Genomic DNA, 19579 nt, shown 5'->3' on the forward strand with positions numbered 1-19579 from the left:
CACGGGGCACTATCGGGCGATGCACGTGACTCTCACCGCCCAGGGCGCCGTCGTCGTCGACGCCGACGACTGCACCCGCCTGCACCTCGAGACCTCCCTGACCGGCCCCGCGCTGCGGGCCGCCCTGCGCGACACCGGGACGGGCGAGGTCGCGCCCGACGGCGCCGTCTGGCTCGACCTGGCCGTGCTGCGCTCCCGGGCGCAGCTCGCCGCCACGGCCGAGGACTGGCCGGCGCGGTGGGACAAGATGGTGGGCTACGCGGAGAAGTCGGGCTGGCTGTCGGTCGACGGGCGGTCGGTGAAGGTGCACATCGAGGGTGCGCAGGCGTAGCCGGGGGCCCGCTCTGCCCGCGAGGCCCCGCCCCCGAGTTGCAGGAAAGCCACGTTCACGCCACTGGATTGCATGAACGTGGCTTTCCTGCAACGGGAAGAGCGGGGGAGGGCGACGCTCAGACCCCCGGGTGCACCACGTGGATCTCCGCCCACGTCACCCGGTCCGGCGGGGCACCGGTGGGCACGCGGACCAGGCCGTCGGGCCCCGGCTCGGCCGTGCCGGGCAGGTTCGGGAGGCGGTCGCGCAGGCGGCCCAGCGCGGCCCGGTAGAACCGCAGCTGGGTGCGCCGGCCGAACACCGCGAAGCCGACGCGGTAGAGCGGGTTGCGGATCTCGGACTGGCGCGAGTACGCGTCGATCCGGAACTCCACCCGCCCGGTCTGCAGCTCCTTGGCCACCTCGTAGACGAGCTTCCCCTGCTCCAGGTGCCCGTCGAGGGTCTGGTACGCCCACCCGACGACGCGCTCCGGGCCGTTCGGGCCGTCGCGCAGCTCGTCGAGCTCGGAGGTGATCCGCACGCCCATGAGGAACCGGAAGTTCGCGAAGCGGCCCTGCAGCAGCATGTCGCGGCCCACCACGTCGGCGGGGTAGCGGTACACCGCGCGCAGGACCGCCGGGTCGGTGAACTCGTAGCCGTTCACGAGCTCGCCGGCGTCGTGCACGAGCCCGTGGGGCTCGGGCTCGCCGGGCTGCTCGTAGCCGAGCTCGAGGGTCCAGCGGTCCTGGTGCCACCCGTGCGTGACGTGCGGCGGGGCCTGGCCCTCGTCGTAGTTGATGTGCCGGCGGCCGAGGTCCTCGACGATCGCGGGCAGGTCCGGGCCCCTCAGCGCGGGCCTCCGGTGATGATCACGCGGATCGGGTACCCGGACCGACGTGTTCCTACTCGGTCGTCCCGCCCCCGGCTCCCGCCTCCAGTTCGTCGACCACGTCCTGCGCTGGCCCTACGGGATCGTCAACGCCCTGCGCCACCGCCTGCCCGGCGGCCCCGTGCTGCACCGCACCCAGATCGGGGGCGACGCGGGCGACCTGCCCGACCCCGTCCCGGCCGACCTCCGCGACGACCGCATCCAGTACGTCTCCGACGGCGTCGGCCCGCTGATGCACCGGAGCTACTCCATCGAGGTCGACGGCGCCGAGCGCACCGCCGAGTCGGTGATGGCCGAGCTGCGCCGCGACCCCAACTGCGCCGTCCCCGACGCCGCCGTCTTCCAGCGCCCCGACGGGACCGACGGACCGCTGAGCCTGGGCGACGAGTACGTCGTCCGCATCCCGGCGCCGTGGGACGGCCCGGTCCGCGTGATCGACGTGACGCCGCGCTCGTTCCGCCTGGCCACGCTGTGGGGGCACCTGGAGGCGGGCCAGATCCAGTTCCGGGCCGAGCCGCTGCCCGGCGGCGCGCTGCGGTTCGTCATCGAGTCCTGGGCCCGCGCGGGCGACCGCGCGTCGCACCTGCTCTACAACCGGCTGCCGCTGGCGAAGGAGATCCAGCTGACGGTGTGGACGCGCACCTGCAGCGCCGTCGCCGAGATGGTGGGCGGCACCGTCCGCGACGGCATCACCGTCCTCACCCGCGTCGTCGAGGAGGACGTGGCGGCGCGGCCGGGCCCCGGGGTCTGACCGGCCCTAGCCTGGGGCGGTGCTGATCTCCGCGCTCGACACCGTCCTGGACCGGACGGTCGCCCCCGGCTACTCGCGCCTCGGCTACCTCGCGCGGTCGGCGGGGTGGTCGGGCGCGCAGGCCGACCCGGCGCCGGGCGCGCTGGCGGGCAGGGTCGCGCTGGTCACGGGCGGGGGAGGGGGCCTCGGGCTCGCCACCGTCGCCGGGCTGGCGCGGCTCGGGGCCGCGGTCCACCTGGTCGTGCGCGACGAGGGGCGCGGCGAGCAGGCACGCGCGCGCCTGGCCGCGGAGCTGCCGGGCGCCGACCTGCGCGTCACGCGCTGCGACGTCTCCGATCTCGACGACGTGCGCCGCGCCGCCCCCGTCCTCGCCGACGCGCGTCCCGACCTCCTCGTGCACAACGCCGGGGTGCTGCCGCCCGCGCGCAGGACGACCGCGCAGGGCCACGAGCTGACGCTGGCCACGCACGTGCTCGGCCCGCACCTGCTCACGCGGCTGCTCGCGGGCCCGCTGGGCGAGCGCGGCGGGCGGGTGCTGTGGATCGCGTCGGGCGGGATGTACGCCCAGCGCCTGCGGTCCGACGAGCCCGTTCCCTACGACGGCACCACCGCCTACGCCCGCACGAAGCGGATGCAGGTGGTGCTGTCCGGGCTGTGGGCGCGGGAGCTGCGGGGCCGCGTCGACGTCCACGCCGTGCACCCGGGCTGGGCCGACACCCCGGGCCTCGCCAGCTCGCTGCCCGGCTTCGGGCGGCTGCTCGGCCCGCTGCTGCGCACCGCCGAGCAGGGAGCCGACACCGCGGTGTGGCTCGCGGCCGCGCCCGCGGACGTCGCCGGGACGGGGCGGTTCTGGCACGACCGCCGCCCGCGCCCGGAGCACTACGTGCCCTGGACGCGGGAGAGCGCGGCCGACCGCGCGGAGCTGTGGGCCCGCGCGGAGTCCCTCACCAGCTGAGCAGCAGCTCCTCGGGCTGTGCAGCGCTAGGCACTGGGGGTGGGCCCGTCGAGCAGGACGCGGGCCGCCCGCAGGACGTGGGCCACGGCGCCGCGGTCCGCCCCCGCGCCGATCTCGGCCCGGACCTGCCCGAGCCCGAGCAGCCACGCGAGCAGCAGGGTGGCCCGCAGATCGGCCTCGTCGGGGTCGTCGGTGCCCGCCTGCGCCGCGAACGCCGCGCGGTAGGCGGCGCCGAGCTCGGTGCGCACCGTCTCGGCCGGCGTGCCCCCCGAGCGCAGGACGGCGTGGAACATCGCGCCGTCGGGCTCGTCGGCGAACACGGCGGTGACCAGGCGCTCCAGCAGCGTCTCCGGCGGGCCGTCCGACAGCGGGGCGAGCGCCTGCGCGGTGACCGCCTCGGCGAACAGCGACTCCTTGTTGCCGAAGTACCGGAACAGCAGCGCCTGGTTGACGCCGGCCCGGTCGGCGACGCCGCGCACCGTCGTCCGGTCGTAGCCGCGCTCGGCGAACAGCGTGCGCGCGGCGGCCAGCAGGGCGCCGCGGGTGGCGGCCGAGTCGCGGGGGCGCGGGACGGTGGTCATCGGCGCTTCCTCTCCGGCGGGATCGGGCGATCAGACCACATCGGGCACGCGTGTGGTGCGCCGCGCCGCGGGGTACGCCCCGGCATGCCCGACTACGACGACCAGTCCGACGCCCCCGACCTGGGCGCGTCGGTGCAGCTCGAGAACAGCGAGACGATGGAGGGGCCGCCCGGGGCGGACCCGCTCGACGCCGGGTACGTGCCGCCGGACCGCCCCTACGCCCTGGACGACGACCGCACCGAGACCCTCGACGACCGGCTCGCCGCGGAGCTCCCCGAGGAGGTCGTCGACGCGCAGGTCGACCGCGCCGGACGGCTCACCAACGACGACGGCGACGACATGGACGCCGTCGACGTCGGCATCGACGGCGGTGCGGCGTCGGCGGAGGAGGCGGCCGTGCACGACGTCGACGTCGACACGCGCGTCGACGGCGAGCCATCCGTGGCCGCCGACCCGGAGCTCCTCGACCCGGAGGTGGAGGCCGAGATCGACGGGTCCGAGGACGCGCTCGCCCGCCGCGACGCGGGCCGCGACCTCGCCGACACCCTCGACCGGGCGGTCGACGGCTCCGCCGCGGGGGCGTCGGGACGCACGGACGCGGGGCCGGTACCGGGCCTGTGAGCAGGTCGCGGTGACAGGCACGGTTCCCCCGGGGACAGTGGAGGGATGACGAGGGTGGAGGGATGACGGTGCACCGGCCCGGTCCGCTGCGGTGGCTCTGGTACGCCATGGGCGGCGGGCTGCCGGCGCGCTACCGCGACTGGGTGCTGCACGACGTCACGACGAGGACGTGGGCGCTGCGTCAGATGCTGCGCTCGATCGTGCAGCTGGTGCCGATCGGGATCCTGCTGGTGCTGCTGGTGCCCGGGGAGCTGTGGGTCCGGCTGGTCGCCGTGCTCGGCGGGGCGGCGGTGGGGATGATCTACGCGGCCTCGTTCGTCCACCTGACGACCGAGCACCGGTCGGTCAAGGCCGGCTGGGCGCGGGGCCAGGCCGAGGCGGTCCGGGAGAAGCGCACGGCCCCCCGGCGGGAGGCGGCGGCGCGGCGGTACGAGGAGCGGTACCGCTGATCCCGGTCGTCGGTGCTACTCGGCGCCCGCGGTGAGCTTGGCGATCTCCACGTCCAGGTCCATCCGGCCGCCCTCGTCACCGAACGCGACCAGCTCGGCGGTGGTCTCGACGAAGTGGCGCAGCAGGTCGCGGTCGACCTCCAGGACGGCGCGGCCGTCGGTCGAGCGGATCTCGATCTCGACGATGTCGTAGCCCTGGACGACCTGCGGGCTCATCCGGATGTCGCCCTCGCCGGCGGCCTCGTCGAGCGCCTCGCGGACCAGGTCGCGGGCGACGAGCCACTCGACCCAGCGGTCGGCCCTGGTCCGGACGGCGAGGATGACGGCGAAGGGGTCGGTCGCCGAGTAGCTCCAGCGCGTCACGACGGGCGCCGGCTGGCCGTGGAGAACGGTGAACATGTCCTGCGAGACCGTGTCGACGGTGTCCATGATCGCCCCTGTGGTTCGGGTGCCCGCCGCTGCTGCGACGGTGTCATGAGGAGAATCGCCGCAGGTGCCGCGGGCGCATCACTTCCGGCCGCTGTTCACCCGAACAAGTGAGGCCGTCGCGGTCGGTCACGACCGGGCCCCGTCCGGGCGATCAGGCGGGGTCGTCGGCGGTGACGACCCAGATGCCGCCCTCGCCGGTGCGCCCGGGCTGGGCCACGGTCAGCACGCGGCGGGTGCCGTCGGGGCCGGTGACGTCGACGGTGTCCGCACCGGCCGTGCCCCCGCCGGCCGCCACCACCGTCGCGTCGTCCCAGCCGTAGGCCGCGGCGACGTAGGAGCGGGCGAGCTCGGCGGGGTCGAGCAGCCAGGGCTGCGCCCCGTCGTCGACGCTCTCCTGCAGGCCGACCGACTCGGCGGCGCTGCGGGCGGGCCACGGCGCGGCGACGGCGGGCGCGACCGCCGGCTCCGTGACGGCGGGGACGCCCGACGGCGGCGGGACCGGGTCGGGGGTCGCGGCGGGGGTGGGGGAGCCGCAGCCGGCCAGCAGGACGCAGGCGGTCGCGGACGTCACCAGGAGGCGGCGCAGGGTCATCCGGCGGACGCTAGCCGCGTCGCGCCGCGCCCGGCAGCCACCGCGGGCGGCGCGTCGGGGTGGGAGGAGGGGCAGCGGCCGACGGGGCGGATCACTAGGGTTCGCCGGAGCACGGGCGGCGACATCACGAGGTGAACCACATGACCGGGTCGGTCCAGAACCCTTCGGCACAGAACCCTTCGGCAGAGGCCTTCTACGCGGCGCGGGCGTTCCTGCAGGAGCACCGCCTCGACTACGACACGGCGCTGCGCGACTTCGCCTGGCCCGAGATCGACGAGTTCAACTTCGCGCTCGACCACATCGACGCCGTCGCCGCCGATCCCGAGCGCGGCGCGAAGCGGGCGCTGTGGATCGTCGAGGGCGACGGGTCCGAGGCGCACTGGACTTATCGGGAGCTGGCCGAGCGCTCGAACCGCGTCGCCAACTGGCTGCGCGGGCACGGCGTCGCGCGCGGCGACCGGATCATCCTCATGCTCGGCAACCAGGTCGAGCTGTGGGAGACGATGCTCGCCGCGATGAAGCTCGGCGCGGTCGTCATCCCGGCGACGACGCTGCTCACGGCGTCCGACCTGCGCGACCGCCTCGACCGCGGCGCCGCGAAGCACGTCGTCGTGGGTGGCGCCGACGCCGGCAAGTTCGACGGCGTCGAGGGCGACTACACGAGGATCGCCGTCCGCGGCGCCCCCGAGGGCTGGCTCGACTACGCCGACGCCGACGACGCCCCCGCGGAGTTCACGCCGGACGGCGTCACCAAGGGCTCCGACACGCTGCTGCTGTACTTCACCTCCGGCACCACCGCGAAGCCCAAGCTCGTCGAGCACACCCACGCCAGCTACCCCGTCGGGCACCTGTCCACGATGTACTGGATCGGGCTCGAGCCCGGCGACGTCCACCTCAACATCTCCTCGCCCGGCTGGGCCAAGCACGCGTGGAGCAACGTCTTCGCGCCGTGGATCGCCGAGTCGTGCGTGCTCGTCATGAACTACGCGAAGTTCGACGCGGCGTCGGTGCTGGCGGTGCTCGACCGCTGCGGCGTCGACAGCTTCTGCGCCCCGCCCACGGTGTGGCGCATGCTCATCCAGGCCGACCTCTCGGGCCTGAAGACCCCGCCGCAGAAGGTCGTGGGCGCGGGGGAGCCGCTCAACCCCGAGGTCATCGAGCAGATCGAGAAGGCGTGGGGCGTCAAGATCCGCGACGGCTTCGGGCAGACCGAGTCCACGGTGCAGATCGGCAACCCGCCCGGGCAGACCGTCAAGCCGGGCTCGATGGGCCGCCCGATCCCGGGCTACCCGATCGTCCTGGTCGACCCGGCCACCGGCGAGAAGGGTGTCACCGAGGGCGAGATCTGCATCGACCTCGAGCGGCGCCCGCTCGGCCTGATGGTCGGCTACCACGGCGACCCCGAGCGCAACGCCGAGGCGATGGCCGACGGCGTCTACCACACCGGTGACGTCGGCTCCCGCGACGAGGACGGCTACATCACCTACGTCGGGCGCGCCGACGACGTGTTCAAGGCCTCGGACTACCGGATCTCGCCGTTCGAGCTGGAGAGCGTGCTGATCGAGCACCCGGCGGTGGCGGAGGCGGCGATCGTGCCCTCGCCCGACCCCGTGCGGCTCGCCGTCCCGAAGGCGTACGTCGTGCTCGCCGCGGGGTACGACCCGACCGAGGAGACGGCGCGCTCGATCCTGCAGTTCGCCCGCGACAACCTCGCCCCCTACAAGCGGATCCGGCGCCTGGAGTTCTTCGAGCTGCCCAAGACGATCTCCGGCAAGATCCGCCGCGTGGAGCTGCGGGGCCGCGAGGGCGAGCTGCACGCCCAGGACGGCGCCACTCCGCCCGGAGAGTTCACCCTCTAGTACGTGATCTTGGGAGGCCGTCGGGCGTCGCGCCCGCCAGAATGGGTACCACTCCACTGAACCGGGACCGGGTGCGCCGCGAATGCCGCGCGCGTCCGGCTCCCGGACGCGACGAGGGGGATCCGTGGACGTCACGCAGAAGTCCGGCCTGGCCGGCGAGATGGCCGCGATGCCGCAGGTGTGGCGACGGCTGCTCGCCGCCCACGTGCCCGACCGGCTGGGGCGCTGCACGTCGTGCCGCCACTCCAGCGGGTCGGGCGCGAAGTGGCCCTGCAACCTGCACCGCGTCGCCGCCGAGGCGGAGCGGCTCTACGACCTGAAGCTCGGTCAGGCGGTCGGCGCGGAGTAGTGCCCGGGCCAGTGCCGGTAGGGGATCCGCGTGATCTCGCGGAGCTCGCCGACGGTCGACCACTCGTCGCGCCCGAGACGGGCCAGCGGGGCGAGGCCGGCGATCGTGGGGAGGCCGCCGTCGTGGGGGTCGCCGTCGAACACGTCGGTGCGGACCGAGGCGTGCACGACGCGGCCGATGACGACCGTCGAGTCGCCCAGCGTCAGCGCCTGCTCGAGGCGGCACTCCAGCGCCACCGGTGACTCGGCGACCCGCGGCGGCGCCACCAGCGCGCTCGGCTCGGCCGTCAGCCCCACCTCGGCGAACTCGCTGACCCCGGCCGGGAAGTCGGTGCCCGTCGCGTTGACCTGCTCGAACAGCGGCTCGGTGGCCAGGCAGACGACGAACTCGCCGGTGTCGCGCGCGTTGGTCAGCGAGTCCTTCACCCCGACGCTGGTGAACTGGACCATCGGCGGGTCGACGCAGGAGACGGTGAAGAACGAGTGCGGGGCGAGGTTGTCGACGCCCGCGGCCGAGCGCGTGCTGACCCAGGCGATCGGGCGGGGCACGACCACGGAGGTGAGCAGGCGGTAGAACCCGCGGACGCCGAGGCCGGCCGGGTCGAGATCGGTGCGCATGGCCCGATCCTGCCCCGCGGGTGATCGCCGCGCCCGCTCCGCCGTAGGTTCGCGGCGTGAGAACGCGCGCAGCCGGGCTGCTCCTCGGGGCGCTCGCCGACGCCCTGCTCGGCGACCCCCGCCGCTTCCACCCGGTCGCGGGCTTCGGCTCGGTCGCGGCGGCGGTGGAGCGGCGGACGTACGCCGACCGGCGGGCGTCGGGGGTCGTGCACACGGCCGTGCTCGTCGGCGGGGTCGTCGGTGCCGGGGTCGCGGTGGAGGGGGTCGGGCGGCGGCATCCGCTGCTGGGCGTCGCGCTGACCGCACTGGCCACGTGGACGGTGCTCGGCGGGTCGTCGCTGGCGGCGCACGGAGCGGCGCTGGCGGGGGAGCTCACCGCGTCCGACGGGGACGGCCTGGCGGCGGCGCGGCGGCGGCTGCCGTCGCTGTGCGGGCGCGACCCGGCGTCGCTGGACGCGGCCGGGATGGCGCGGGCGGGCGTGGAGTCGTTGGCGGAGAACACCTCCGACGCCGTGGTGGCCCCGCTGTTCTGGGGCGCGGTGGCCGGGGTGCCGGGGCTGCTCGGGTACCGGGCGGTGAACACGCTCGACGCGATGGTGGGCTACCGCTCGCCCCGGTACGCGCGGTTCGGGTGGGCCTCGGCCCGCCTCGACGACGCCGCCAACCTGCTGCCGGCCCGGGTCTGCGCGGCCCTGTGCGTGGTCCTCGCCCCGGCCGTCGGCGGTTCCCCGGCGGCCGCGCTCGCCGCCTGGCGCCGGGACGCGGGCTCCCACCCCTCCCCGAACGCCGGGCCGGTGGAGGCGGCCGCCGCCGGGGCGCTGGGCGTCGGGCTCGGGGGGCGGACGGTGTACGCCCACGGGGTCGAGGAGCGCCCCCGCCTGGGCGACGGCCCCGCCCCCGTCGCCGCCGACCTGCACCGCGCCGCCCGCCTCTCCCGGCTGGTGGCCGGGGCGTCGGCGGTGCTGGCGGCGCTCGCCGCCCGCTGACCCCGGCTCAGTGCGGGAGCGGCGCCTCGTCGTCCTCGCCCGACAGCGCCCGGCGCAGGGCCGACCGGTCGGGCCGCCCCCGCCGCTGCAGCAGCTCCAGCCGGATGAAGTAGCCCAGGGCCAGCAAGGCGATCACCCCGAACGTGATCCACTGCAGCGCGTAGGACAGGTTCGTGAACGGCGCCCCGCCCGCCACCGGGGCCACCGGCAGGGGGCTCAGGACGCCGGGCTGGTCGGCGGCGAGCTGGAGCCAGCCCGGTTCGAGGGCGAGGCCGGTGGCCGAGGCGAGCAGGCGGGAGTCGGCGACGTAGAGCTGCCGGAACCCGGCCTCGTCGAGCACTCGGCCCTCGGGGTCGGTCTGGTCGAGGCGCAGGCGCGCGGTGAGCGTCACCTCACCCGCGGGCGGGGCGGCGACGTCGGGCGTGACCGCGCCGCTGGAGGTCTCGACGGTCCCGCGGTCGACGGTCAGCAGCCGCCCGTCGGACGTGCGGAACGGCGTCAGCACCTCGACGGCCGGGCGCCCGTCGACGACCCGCAGCCGCACCAGGCCCTGGTCGTCGGGCAGGTAGGTGCCGGTGACCTCGACCTGGCGCCACTCGACGTCCGGCGTCACCCCGGCGCCGGGCTCCACCAGCTGCGCCAGCGGCACCGGCGGCGTGGTGTTGGCCGCGTCGATCGCCTGCTGCTGCGCCTCCCGCTGGGCCTCGCGGCCGAACTGCCACGGCGCGAGCAGCGTGTAGCAGGCCACCACGAAGCCGAGCACCACGGCGATGAGGGCCAGCCAGCCCGGACGCAGGAGGAACCGCACGCCCTTACGGTAGTCGGCGTGCGCGGAGGACTGCTGGTGGCCGGGACGACCTCCGACGCGGGCAAGAGCGCGCTCGTCGCCGGCATCTGCCGGGTGCTGGTCCGGCGGGGGGTGCGGGTGGCGCCGTTCAAGGCGCAGAACATGAGCAACAACTCGGTCGTGACGCCCGACGGCGGCGAGATCGGCCGCGCGCAGGCCATGCAGGCCCACGCGTGCGGCCTCGCGCCCAGCACCGCGTTCAACCCGGTGCTGCTCAAGCCGGGCAGCGACCGGAGCTCGCAGGTCGTCGTGCTCGGCCGCGTCGACGGCACGGTCAGCGCCCGCTCGTACTACGAGCGGAAGTCGGCGCTGCTCGACGTCGTCGTCGACACCCTCGCCGGTCTGCGCGCGCAGTACGACGTGGTGGTGTGCGAGGGCGCCGGCTCGCCCGCGGAGATCAACCTGCGGGCCTCCGACATCGCCAACATGGGGCTCGCGCAGGCCGCCGACCTGCCCGTGGTCGTCGTCGGCGACATCGACCGCGGCGGCGTCCTCGCCCACCTCTTCGGCACCCTCGCCGTCCTCGACGCGGCCGACCAGGCCCGCATCGCCGGGTTCGTGATCAACAAGTTCCGCGGCGACCCCGGTCTGCTCGCCCCGGGCCTCGACCAGCTCCGCACGCTCACCGGCCGGCCCACGCTCGGGGTCGTGCCGTGGGCCGACGGGCTGTGGCTCGACGCCGAGGACTCGCTCTCCGTCGTCTCCGACGGCGTCCTCGGCCGCCCCGCGCCGCCCCGTGGCGACGCGTGGCTGAACGTGGCCGTCGTCCGGCTGCCGCGGATCTCCAACGCCACCGACGCCGAGGCGCTGGCCTGCGAGCCCGGCGTCGCCGTGCGGTACGTGACCGAGCCCTCGCGCCTGGCCGGCGCCGACCTCGTCGTGCTGCCCGGCTCGAAGGCCACCGTCGCCGACCTAGCCTGGCTGCGCCGAACCGGCCTCGCCGACGCCGTGCTCGCCCACGCCCGCGCCGGGCGCCCGGTGCTCGGGATCTGCGGCGGCTACCAGATGCTGGGGCGGACGATCGCCGACCCGCACGGGGTGGAGTCGGGCGACGCGGAGGGCCTGGGCCTGCTCGACCTGGAGATCGCGTTCGACGTCGACAAGCACCTCGCCACCCCGCACGGCACGGCGTGGGGCGAGCCCGTGAGCGGCTACGAGATCCACCACGGGCGCGTGGTCCGCTCGGGCGACCCGGGGCTCATCGGGGCGGAGGGCTCCGAGACCGACCGCGTCTGGGGCACCCACTGGCACGGCCTGCTGGAGAACGACGGGTTCCGGCGGCGGCTGCTCGGGCGCGTCGGGCGTCCGGGGTTCGTGGCGGCGCCGGACACCTGCTTCGCCGACGAGCGCGAGCGCCAGCTCGACCTCCTCGGCGACCTCGTCGAGCAGCACCTCGACATCGGCGCACTCGACCATGTGATCAGTCACGGAGCGCCCCGGGACCTCCCGGTGGTGACGTCCGGTCTGGCAGTGTCCCCCTCGTGACCGTCGTGCAGTTCCCGTTCTCCGCCGTCGTCGGCCACGACGACCTCCGCCTCGCCCTGCTGCTCAACGCCGTGCACCCGGGCGTCGGCGGCGTGCTGGTGCGCGGGGAGAAGGGCACCGCCAAGTCGACGGCCGTGCGCGCGCTGGCCGCGCTGCTGCCGGCGCTGACGGTGGTGCCGGGCTGCCGCTTCGGCTGCGACCCCGCCTCGCCCGACCCCGGCTGCCCGGACGGCCCGCACGCGGGAACCGCGGGGGAGTCGCGCCCGGCGCGGCTGGTCGAGCTGCCCGTCGGCGCCACCGAGGACCGGCTCGTCGGCTCGCTCGACCTGGAGCGCGCGCTGAGCGAGGGCGTCCGCGCCTACCAGCCGGGCCTGCTGGCCGACGCCCACCGCGGCGTGCTCTACGTCGACGAGGTCAACCTGCTCCACGACCACCTCGTCGACCTCCTGCTCGACGCCGCCGCGATGGGCCGCGCCCACGTCGAGCGCGACGGGGTCTCGGTCTCGCACGCCGCCCGGTTCCTGCTGGTCGGGACGATGAACCCGGAGGAGGGGGAGCTGCGCCCGCAGCTGCTCGACCGCTTCGGCCTCGCCGTCGAGGTGCGCGCCGCGCGCGACGTCGACACGCGCGTCGAGGTCGTGCGGCGGCGGATGGGCTTCGACGCCGACCCGTCCGCCTTCGCCGCCCGCTACGCCGACGACGAGCGCGCGACGGCCGAGCGGATCGCCGCGGCCCGCGAGCGCGTCGGCGCGGTCGTCCTGCCCGACGCCGAGCTGCGCCGGATCGCGGCAGTCTGCGCGGCGTTCGACGTCGACGGGATGCGCGCCGACCTCGTCATCGCCCGCGCCGCCGTGGCGCACGCGGCGTGGCGCGGCGCGGGGGCCGTCACCGAGGAGGACGTGCGCGTGGCCGCCCGGCTGGCCCTGCCGCACCGCCGCCGCCGCGACCCGTTCGACGAGCCCGGCATGGACGACGGCGCCCTCGACGAGGCGCTGCGCGAGGCGGCGGAGCACGAGGGCCCCGACGACGACGGCCCCGACGACGACGGGGGCCCCGGAGGTGGCGGGAGCCCCGACCCCAACCCCGCGAACGGCTCGTCCGCCCAGCCTGATGACGCGAACGGCCCGTTCGACCAGGAGGGGGAGGAGGCGGACGCGACCCCCGCCCCCGCCTCCGGCAGCGCCGATGGCCCCGGTGACGGCGCTGACGGCAGCCCCGACGGCGCGCAGTCCCACCCCCACCCCCGAGCGAACGGGCCGTCCGACCAATCGGACCGCGCGAACGGGCCGTTGGGCCAGGACGGTGACCCCGCCCCCACCCCCACCGGCACCTTCCGCGCCCGCCGCCTCGAGGTGCCGGGCCTGGGCGAGGGCGCCCCCGGCCGCCGCTCCCGCGCCCGCACCGACGCGGGCCGGGTGGTCCGCGCCGCCGACGACGTCCCGCGCCGCGCCGCCGACGTCCACCTCGCCGCCTCGATCACCGCCGCCGCCCCGCACCAGCGGGCCCGCGGCCGCAGCGGGCCCGCGCTGGTCCTGCGCCACGGCGACCTGCGCACCACCGTCCGCGAGGGCCGCGAGGGCAACCTCGTGCTGTTCGCCGTCGACGCGTCGGGCTCCATGGCCGCCCGCGCGCGCATGTCGGCGGTGTCCGGGGCGGTGCTGTCGCTGCTGCGCGACGCCTACCAGCGCCGCGACAAGGTCGGCCTCGTCACCTTCCGCGCCCGCGGCGCCGAGCTGGTGCTGCCTCCGACGTCGAGCGTGCCCGCGGCGCAGGCGCGGATGGCGTCGCTGCGCACCGGGGGGCGCACCCCGCTCGCCGACGGCCTGCTCCGCGCCCGCGAGGTCCTGCGCGTCGAGCGGCTGCGCGATCCCCGCCGCCGCGCCCTGCTCGTCCTGCTCACCGACGGGCGGGCGACGGTCGGGCGCTCGGGCGCCGGGCGGGTGGGCGACCCCGTGACCGACGCCTGCCGCGCCGCGGCCCTGCTCGCCGCCGACGGCGTGGCGACGGTGGTCGTCGACTGCGAGTCCGGACCCGTCCGCCTCGGCCTCGCCGCACGCGTCGCCGCGGCCGCGGGCGGGGAGATCGTGACCATCGGGGCGCTGTCGGCCGACGGCGTCACCGGCGTCGTCCGCGCCGCCCGGGCGGCCTGACGGCCGCTCGTGAGTGGCAACCGTGGCCAGGGCCACGGTTGCCACTCACGGGCCCGACGAAGGAGGGCATGCATGCCGCAGGGACAGGTCGAGACCGTGCCCGACGACGGGCTCACCACCCGCCAGCGCCGCAACCGGCCGCTCGTCGTCGTGCACACCGGCACGATGAAGGGCAAGTCGACGGCGGCGTTCGGGCTGGCGCTGCGCGGCTGGGCGCAGGGCTGGTCGATCGGGGTGTTCCAGTTCGTGAAGTCGGCGAAGTGGAAGGTCGGCGAGGAGGCCGCGTTCCGGGCCCTGGGCCGCGTGCACGAGCAGACCGGCGAGGGCGGGCCGGTGGAGTGGCACAAGATGGGCGAGGGCTGGTCCTGGGTGCGCAAGCCCGGCACCGAGGAGGACCACGCCGCGGCCGCGCGGGAGGGCTGGGCGGAGATCCGGCGGCGGATCGAGGCGCAGACCCACGAGGTCTACGTCCTCGACGAGTTCACCTACCCGATGAAGTGGGGCTGGGTCGACGTCGCGGAGGTGGTGGAGGTGCTGGCCGCGAGGCAGGGGCGCCAGCACGTCATCATCACCGGGAGGGACGCGGCGCCGGAGCTCGTGGCGGCCGCCGACCTCGTCATGGAGACGGGCAAGGTCAAGCATCCGATGGACGCCGGCCAGAAGGGCCAGCGGGGAATCGAGTGGTGATGAAGCAGGTCAGACTGGGTGCTACCGGGCTGCGGGTCTCGCGGATCTGCCTCGGGATGATGAGCTTCGGCACGCCGGAGTGGCGCGAGTGGGTCCTCGACCTCGACGCCTCGCGCCCGCTCGTGCGCGCCGCCGTCGAGGCCGGGATCACGTTCTTCGACACGGCGGACATGTACTCCGACGGCGCCAGCGAGGAGGTGTCGGGCACGCTGCTGCGCGAGCTGTTCGCGCGCCGCGACGACTACGTGCTCGCCTCCAAGGTCTTCATGCCGACGGGGAAGGGCCCCAACGACCGCGGGCTGTCGCGCAAGCACGTGATGGCGAGCATCGACGCGTCGCTGCGGCGGCTGGGCACCGACCACCTCGACCTCTACCAGATCCACCGGTGGGACCCCCACACGCCGATCGAGGAGACGATGGAGGCGCTGCACGACGTCGTGCGCGCCGGGAAGGCCCGCTACATCGGGGCGTCGAGCATGTTCGCCTGGCAGTTCGCGAAGGCGCAGCACGTCGCCGACGCGCACGGCTGGACGCGGTTCGTCTCCATGCAGGACCACTACAACCTCGTCTACCGCGAGGAGGAGCGGGAGATGCACCCGCTGTGCCTCGACCAGGGCGTCGGGGTCATCCCGTGGAGCCCGCTGGCGCGCGGCCGCCTCACGCGCCTGCCCGAGCAGCACACCACCGTGCGCGCGGGGAGCGACCCGATCGCCGACCGCATGTACGGCGAGGCCGACGACGCCGTGGTGCGCGCGGTGGCCGAGGTCGCGAAGGCGCGCGACCTGCCGATGGCGCAGGTGGCGCTGGCGTGGATGCTGCACAAGCCGGTGATCAGCGCGCCGATCGTGGGGGCCACGAAGCTCCGCCACATCGAGGACGCCGTCGCCGCGGTCGACGTCGAGCTGACCGACGACGAGATCGCCGCGCTCGAGGCGCCCTACGTCCCGCACCCGGTGCTCGGCCACGCATGACGGCCCGGGCGCTGGTCGTCGGGGCGCCCTCGTCGGGGTCGGGCAAGACGACCGTCGCCACCGGCCTCGTCGCGGCGCTGCGCCGGCGCGGCACGGCGGTGGCGCCGTTCAAGGTCGGCCCCGACTACATCGACCCCGGCTACCACGCGCTCGCGGCCGGGCGGCCCGGTCGCAACCTCGACCCGGTCCTCGTCGGGCCCGACCGGATCCTCCCGCTGGCCCGCCATGGGAGCGCGGGCGCGGAGATCGCGGTGGTCGAGGGCGTGATGGGGCTGTTCGACGGCCGGCTGCGCGACGGGGCCGGGTCGACCGCGCAGGTCGCGGGGCTGCTCGGGGCGCCGGTGGTGCTCGTCGTCGACGTCCGGGGGCAGTCGCGCAGCCTGGCCGCGCTGCTGCACGGGTTCCGGACCTTCGACCCGGCCGTGCGGGTGGCCGGCGTGGTGCTCAACCGCGTCGGCAGCCCGCGCCACGAGGACGTCCTGCGGGCCGCGGCCGACGAGGTGGGCCTGCCGGTGCTCGGCGCGCTGCCCCGCCGCGACGCGTTGGAGGTGCCCTCGCGCCACCTCGGGCTGGTCACGGCGGCGGAGCACGGCGCCGCCGCGCTCGCCGCCGTCGACGCGATGGCGGAGCTGGTGGCCGCGCACGTCGACCTCGACGCGGTGGTCGCGTTGGCCGCGCCGCTGCCCCCGGGGCCGGTGTGGGACGCGGCCGAGGAGGTCGGCGACGCGACCCGCGGCCGTCCGGTGGTGGGGGTGTTCGGCGGCCCGGCGTTCACGTTCGGCTACGCCGAGCACGCCGAGCTGCTGGCCGCGGCGGGGGCCGAGGTCGTCGTCGTCGACCCGCTGCGCGACGCGGGGCTGCCCCCCGGCACCGCCGCGCTCGTCGTCCCCGGGGGGTTCCCCGAGGAGCACGCCGACGCCCTGAGCGCGAACGCCCCGCTGCGCGCCGCGGTCCGGGAGCTCGCGGCGACGGGCGCACCGGTGCACGCCGAGTGCGCCGGGCTGCTCTACCTGTGCGAGTCGCTCGACGGCCTGCCGATGTGCGGGGTGCTGCCCGCGCAGGCCGCGATGACGCCCCGGCTGACCCTGGGCTACCGCGACGCCGTGGCGCTCGGCGACTCCGCCCTGTTCGCCGCGGGGGAGCGGGTCACCGGGCACGAGTTCCACCGCTGCGCCGTCACGCCCGGCGCCGGCGCGGACCCCGCGTGGGCCTGGCGCGACGCCGACCCGGAGGGGTTCGTGGCGGGTGGGGTGCACGCGTCGTTCCTGCACACGCACCCGGCGGGGCACCCGCGCGCCGTCGCGCGGATCATCTCCCGGAGCGCCCCTCCAGGAGCTACTGTGGAGTAGGTCACTCACCGAGGAGGCGACGTGGTGGAACGGTTGTCTCCGCTGGACGCGTCGTTCCTCTTCATGGAGGACGTCACGACGCACATGCACGTCGGTGGGCTGATGACGTTCGAGCCCGGCACCGACGTCGACCTGCAGGGGTTCGTCCGCCTGATCGGCGAGCGCCTGGCCGCGGTGCCGCGCTACCGGCAGAAGGTCCGCGAGGTGCCCGCCCGCCTGGGGCTGCCGGTGTGGGTCGACGACCCCGACTTCGACCTCGAGTACCACGTCCGCCGCTCCGCGCTGCCCGCCCCGGGCACGGACGCGCAGCTGCGCGAGCTGGTGGGGCGCCTGCAGGGCCGCCCGCTCGACCGCGACCGCCCGCTCTGGGAGATCTACCTGGTCGAGGGCCTGGAGGACGGCGGGTTCGCGATCATCACCAAGACCCACCACGCGATGGTCGACGGCCTGTCCTCGATCGACATCGGCGCGGTCCTGCTCGACCTCACCCCGGAACCGCGCCCGTCCGAGCCCGACGGGTGGGCGCCGGCGAGCGAGCCGTCGTCGGTGTCGCTGGCCGTCGGCGCCGTGCTCGACCAGCTCCGCCGCCCGCAGCACGCGCTGGGCACCGCCCGCCGGGCCGTCGCCGACGTGCAGACCGCGGCGGGAGCCGTCGCTCAGACGGCAGGGGCGGTGCTCGCGGCCGTGTCCACCACGAAGGTCGCGCGGACGCACCCCCTCAACGCCGCCATCGGGCGCCAGCGCCGCTACGGCACGTCGGCGGGGGCGCTCGACGACTACAAGGCCGTCCGCAAGGCCCACGGCGGCACCGTCAACGACGTGGTGCTGACGGTCGTCGCGGGAGGGCTGCGGCGCTGGCTCGCCACGCGCGGCGAGGACGTCCGCCCCGGCGGAGGAGTCCGGGCGATGGTGCCGGTCAGCGTGCGGCCCCCGGGTGCGCAGCTCGGCAACCAGATCTCGGCGCTGTTCGTCGACCTCCCGGTGGGCGAGGCCGACCCCGTCGCCCGGCTGGAGCGGATCACCGCCGCGATGCTCGCCCACAAGCGCAGCGGGCAGGCCGTCGCGGCGGGCGCGCTCGTCGGCCTGGTCGGGCTCACCCCGCCGACGCTGCACAGCCTGGGCGCGCGGCTGTCGAACTCGATGTCGGCGCGGGTGTTCAACGTGATCGTCACGAACGTCCCCGGGCCGCAGTTCCCGCTCTACGCGATGGGCGCGCGGATGCGCGACATGTACCCGGTCGTGCCGCTGGCCAAGGGCCAGACGGTGTCGATCGGTATCACCTCCTACGACGGCGGCGTCTTCTACGGACTCAACGCCGATCGCGACGCGATGCCCGACGTCGACGTGCTCGCAGCGTCGATGGGGGAGTCGCTCGAGGAGCTGAAGGAGACGCTGTGATGCGGACGGGACTCGTGCTCGGTGCGGGCGGCATCCTGGGTTCCGCGTGGATGGCCGGTGCCCTGTCGGCACTGGCGCCGCGCCTGGACCGCCCGCTCGGCGACCTCGACCTCGTGCTGGGCACGAGCGCGGGCAGCGTCCTCGGGGCGGCGCTGCGCTGTGGCATGACGCTCGACGAGCTGCTGGCCCACCAGCACGGCATGGCGCCGCGCGAGATCGACCCCGGCCTCGACGGCGACCTGCCCGACATGCGCACGCTGGAGCGGGAGTCCGGCGACGGCCTGCCGCCGATCCCGCTGCCCTGGATCGGGTCGCCGCGCCTGCTGGCCTCGGCGGTGGCGCACCCGCTCAGCATCAACCCGTGGGTCGCGGCGTCGGGGCTGCTGCCGGCCGGGCGCGGGCGGATGGGCTCGCTGGTGACGATGGTCGGCGCGCTGCAGACGCGCCTGGGCGTCACCACCGACGGCTGGGTGCCGGGCGCGCCGCTGTGGATCGCGGCCGTCGACTACGACTCCGGCCACCGCACGGTCTTCGGCCGCGCGGGCGCCCCACCGTCGACGGTGGGGGAGGCGGTGCTGGCCTCGTGCTCGATCCCCGGCTGGTTCCAGCCCCAGGTGATCGGCGGGCGGCGCTACGTCGACGGCGGCGTCGCCTCCAGCACGTCGCTGGGCCTGCTGGCCCGGCCCGGCGCGCCGGAGCTCGACGAGGTCTACGTGCTCGCGCCGATGGCCAGCCACGCCTACGACCGCCCGATGGACCCCCTGTCCGCGGCCGAGCGCGGGGTGCGCCGGGTCTTCACCCGCTGGCTCGACGCCGAGGTGCGGGCGGTGCGGGAGGCGGGGGTGCGGGTCGTCGTGCTCACGCCGGGGCCGGAGGACCTCGCGGCGATGGGCGGCAACCTCATGAACCCCCGGCGCCGGGAGCGGGTGCTGGAGACGTCGCTGCGGACGTCGGCGGCGGCGCTGGTGCGGCCGGAGACGGGGACCACAGCGGCCTGACCCGGCGGTTGCGCCCTGCCCGCGACCGCTCGCGGCGAGTGATCCACTAGCGACCATCCGTCCTTGATCCGCGGGTTTCCGGCCGCATCCCGCGGCCCGAGCGTCCTGCGGGGCCAGGGCGTGTCCTCGTCGCCCGGACCCTCACCTCCTGGCCGTGTGACGTCAGTCGCTCCTCCAGGCAGGGCTGCTCCAGCGTGGAGGCCGTGCCCGGCAGCCCGACGTGCCTCAGGACGGCGGCGCGGACGGCGGCGGCGGTGACGTCGGCGCTGCGCAGCACCTCCGATGTCGACGGGCGGCGGCGATCAC

21 protein-coding genes are annotated in these 19579 nt (G+C 75.8%); 15 read left to right on the forward strand and 6 right to left on the reverse strand.

What is annotated here, in order from left to right; genetic code table 11:
• Positions 1-19 precede the first annotated feature (19 nt).
• A complete protein-coding gene (locus HOP40_RS18580; RefSeq protein ID WP_172160302.1) occupies positions 20-331 on the forward strand; it encodes a hypothetical protein in 312 nt (103 codons plus the stop codon).
• Between the two features lie 118 nt (positions 332-449).
• Here HOP40_RS18580 and HOP40_RS18585 read toward each other — a convergent pair whose 3' ends face one another.
• Complete coding sequence (locus HOP40_RS18585) at positions 450-1160, reverse strand: DUF1990 family protein (RefSeq protein WP_172168552.1); 711 nt, start codon at positions 1158-1160, stop codon at positions 450-452.
• Between the two features lie 46 nt (positions 1161-1206).
• Here HOP40_RS18585 and HOP40_RS18590 point away from each other — a divergent pair, with 46 nt between their 5' ends.
• Both HOP40_RS18590 and HOP40_RS18595 read left to right on the forward strand, forming a co-directional pair.
• On the forward strand, positions 1207-1950 hold the full coding sequence (locus tag HOP40_RS18590; RefSeq protein ID WP_172160304.1) for a DUF1990 family protein: 744 nt from the start codon (positions 1207-1209) through the stop codon (positions 1948-1950).
• Between the two features lie 19 nt (positions 1951-1969).
• Positions 1970-2905, forward strand: coding sequence for an SDR family NAD(P)-dependent oxidoreductase (locus HOP40_RS18595; RefSeq protein ID WP_338053017.1), 936 nt, complete (start codon positions 1970-1972; stop codon positions 2903-2905).
• Between the two features lie 26 nt (positions 2906-2931).
• On the opposite strand, the gene HOP40_RS18600 is transcribed toward HOP40_RS18595, so the two are convergent.
• Positions 2932-3486, reverse strand: a complete 555-nt coding sequence (locus HOP40_RS18600) for a TetR/AcrR family transcriptional regulator (RefSeq protein ID WP_172160306.1) — start codon at positions 3484-3486, stop codon at positions 2932-2934.
• Positions 3487-3570: 84 nt separating this feature from the next.
• On the opposite strand from HOP40_RS18600, the gene HOP40_RS18605 reads away from it, so the two are divergent.
• Together HOP40_RS18605 and HOP40_RS18610 are read left to right on the forward strand one after the other, a co-directional pair.
• A complete protein-coding gene (locus HOP40_RS18605; protein ID WP_172160308.1) occupies positions 3571-4107 on the forward strand; it encodes a DUF5709 domain-containing protein in 537 nt (178 codons plus the stop codon).
• 62 nt (positions 4108-4169) lie between these two features.
• Positions 4170-4556: a DUF5313 family protein gene (locus HOP40_RS18610; protein WP_172160310.1), complete on the forward strand. Its 387-nt coding sequence runs from the start codon at positions 4170-4172 to the stop codon at positions 4554-4556.
• Between the two features lie 15 nt (positions 4557-4571).
• Here HOP40_RS18610 and HOP40_RS18615 read toward each other — a convergent pair whose 3' ends face one another.
• Together HOP40_RS18615 and HOP40_RS18620 are read right to left on the reverse strand one after the other, a co-directional pair.
• Positions 4572-4985, reverse strand: a complete 414-nt coding sequence (locus HOP40_RS18615; RefSeq protein ID WP_172160312.1) for an SsgA family sporulation/cell division regulator — start codon at positions 4983-4985, stop codon at positions 4572-4574.
• A 151-nt stretch (positions 4986-5136) separates the two neighbouring features.
• Positions 5137-5577: a hypothetical protein gene (locus tag HOP40_RS18620; protein WP_172160314.1), complete on the reverse strand. Its 441-nt coding sequence runs from the start codon at positions 5575-5577 to the stop codon at positions 5137-5139.
• Positions 5578-5717: 140 nt separating this feature from the next.
• Here HOP40_RS18620 and HOP40_RS18625 point away from each other — a divergent pair, with 140 nt between their 5' ends.
• Positions 5718-7436 (forward strand): AMP-binding protein, encoded by a 1719-nt coding sequence (locus HOP40_RS18625; protein WP_172160316.1) that lies wholly within the window; start codon positions 5718-5720, stop codon positions 7434-7436.
• 124 nt (positions 7437-7560) lie between these two features.
• The gene (locus tag HOP40_RS18630; protein WP_172160317.1) at positions 7561-7785 is read left to right on the forward strand and encodes a hypothetical protein; all 225 of its coding nucleotides are present in this window, start codon (positions 7561-7563) and stop codon (positions 7783-7785) included.
• Here HOP40_RS18630 and HOP40_RS18635 read toward each other — a convergent pair.
• Complete coding sequence (locus tag HOP40_RS18635) at positions 7764-8402, reverse strand: flavin reductase family protein (protein ID WP_172160319.1); 639 nt, start codon at positions 8400-8402, stop codon at positions 7764-7766. The genes HOP40_RS18630 and HOP40_RS18635 overlap by 22 nt on opposite strands.
• A gap of 56 nt (positions 8403-8458) precedes the next feature.
• Here HOP40_RS18635 and HOP40_RS18640 point away from each other — a divergent pair, with 56 nt between their 5' ends.
• Positions 8459-9388 carry a cobalamin biosynthesis protein gene (locus tag HOP40_RS18640; RefSeq protein ID WP_172160321.1) on the forward strand — a complete coding sequence of 310 codons (930 nt, stop codon included), beginning with the start codon at positions 8459-8461 and terminating at the stop codon, positions 9386-9388.
• A 7-nt stretch (positions 9389-9395) separates the two neighbouring features.
• Here the strand turns inward: HOP40_RS18640 and HOP40_RS18645 are convergent, their stop codons facing one another.
• Positions 9396-10196 (reverse strand): SURF1 family cytochrome oxidase biogenesis protein, encoded by an 801-nt coding sequence (locus tag HOP40_RS18645; RefSeq protein WP_172160323.1) that lies wholly within the window; start codon positions 10194-10196, stop codon positions 9396-9398.
• Positions 10197-10214: 18 nt separating this feature from the next.
• Between HOP40_RS18645 and HOP40_RS18650 the strand changes: the two genes are divergently transcribed.
• The 7 genes from HOP40_RS18650 to HOP40_RS18680 all read left to right on the forward strand — a co-directional run bounded on the left by HOP40_RS18650 (position 10215) and on the right by HOP40_RS18680 (position 19273).
• Positions 10215-11720 carry a cobyric acid synthase gene (locus HOP40_RS18650; RefSeq protein ID WP_172160325.1) on the forward strand — a complete coding sequence of 502 codons (1506 nt, stop codon included), beginning with the start codon at positions 10215-10217 and terminating at the stop codon, positions 11718-11720.
• Positions 11717-13870, forward strand: coding sequence for a putative cobaltochelatase (locus tag HOP40_RS18655; RefSeq protein WP_172160327.1), 2154 nt, complete (start codon positions 11717-11719; stop codon positions 13868-13870). The genes HOP40_RS18650 and HOP40_RS18655 overlap by 4 nt, the downstream gene beginning before the upstream one ends.
• Positions 13871-13942: 72 nt before the next feature.
• Positions 13943-14557 carry a cob(I)yrinic acid a,c-diamide adenosyltransferase gene (cobO, locus tag HOP40_RS18660; RefSeq protein WP_172160329.1) on the forward strand — a complete coding sequence of 205 codons (615 nt, stop codon included), beginning with the start codon at positions 13943-13945 and terminating at the stop codon, positions 14555-14557.
• A complete protein-coding gene (locus HOP40_RS18665; protein ID WP_172160331.1) occupies positions 14557-15528 on the forward strand; it encodes an aldo/keto reductase in 972 nt (323 codons plus the stop codon). The genes cobO and HOP40_RS18665 overlap by 1 nt, the downstream gene beginning before the upstream one ends.
• The gene (locus HOP40_RS18670) at positions 15525-16877 is read left to right on the forward strand and encodes a cobyrinic acid a,c-diamide synthase CobB (protein WP_172160333.1); all 1353 of its coding nucleotides are present in this window, start codon (positions 15525-15527) and stop codon (positions 16875-16877) included. Before HOP40_RS18665 ends, HOP40_RS18670 begins: the two co-directional genes overlap by 4 nt.
• A gap of 21 nt (positions 16878-16898) precedes the next feature.
• On the forward strand, positions 16899-18275 hold the full coding sequence (locus HOP40_RS18675; protein ID WP_172160335.1) for a WS/DGAT/MGAT family O-acyltransferase: 1377 nt from the start codon (positions 16899-16901) through the stop codon (positions 18273-18275).
• The gene (locus HOP40_RS18680; RefSeq protein WP_172160337.1) at positions 18275-19273 is read left to right on the forward strand and encodes a patatin-like phospholipase family protein; all 999 of its coding nucleotides are present in this window, start codon (positions 18275-18277) and stop codon (positions 19271-19273) included. The genes HOP40_RS18675 and HOP40_RS18680 overlap by 1 nt, the downstream gene beginning before the upstream one ends.
• The last annotated feature ends 306 nt before the right edge of the window (positions 19274-19579 follow it).

The organism is Pseudonocardia broussonetiae, from assembly GCF_013155125.1.
Classification (GTDB): domain Bacteria; phylum Actinomycetota; class Actinomycetes; order Mycobacteriales; family Pseudonocardiaceae; genus Pseudonocardia; species Pseudonocardia broussonetiae.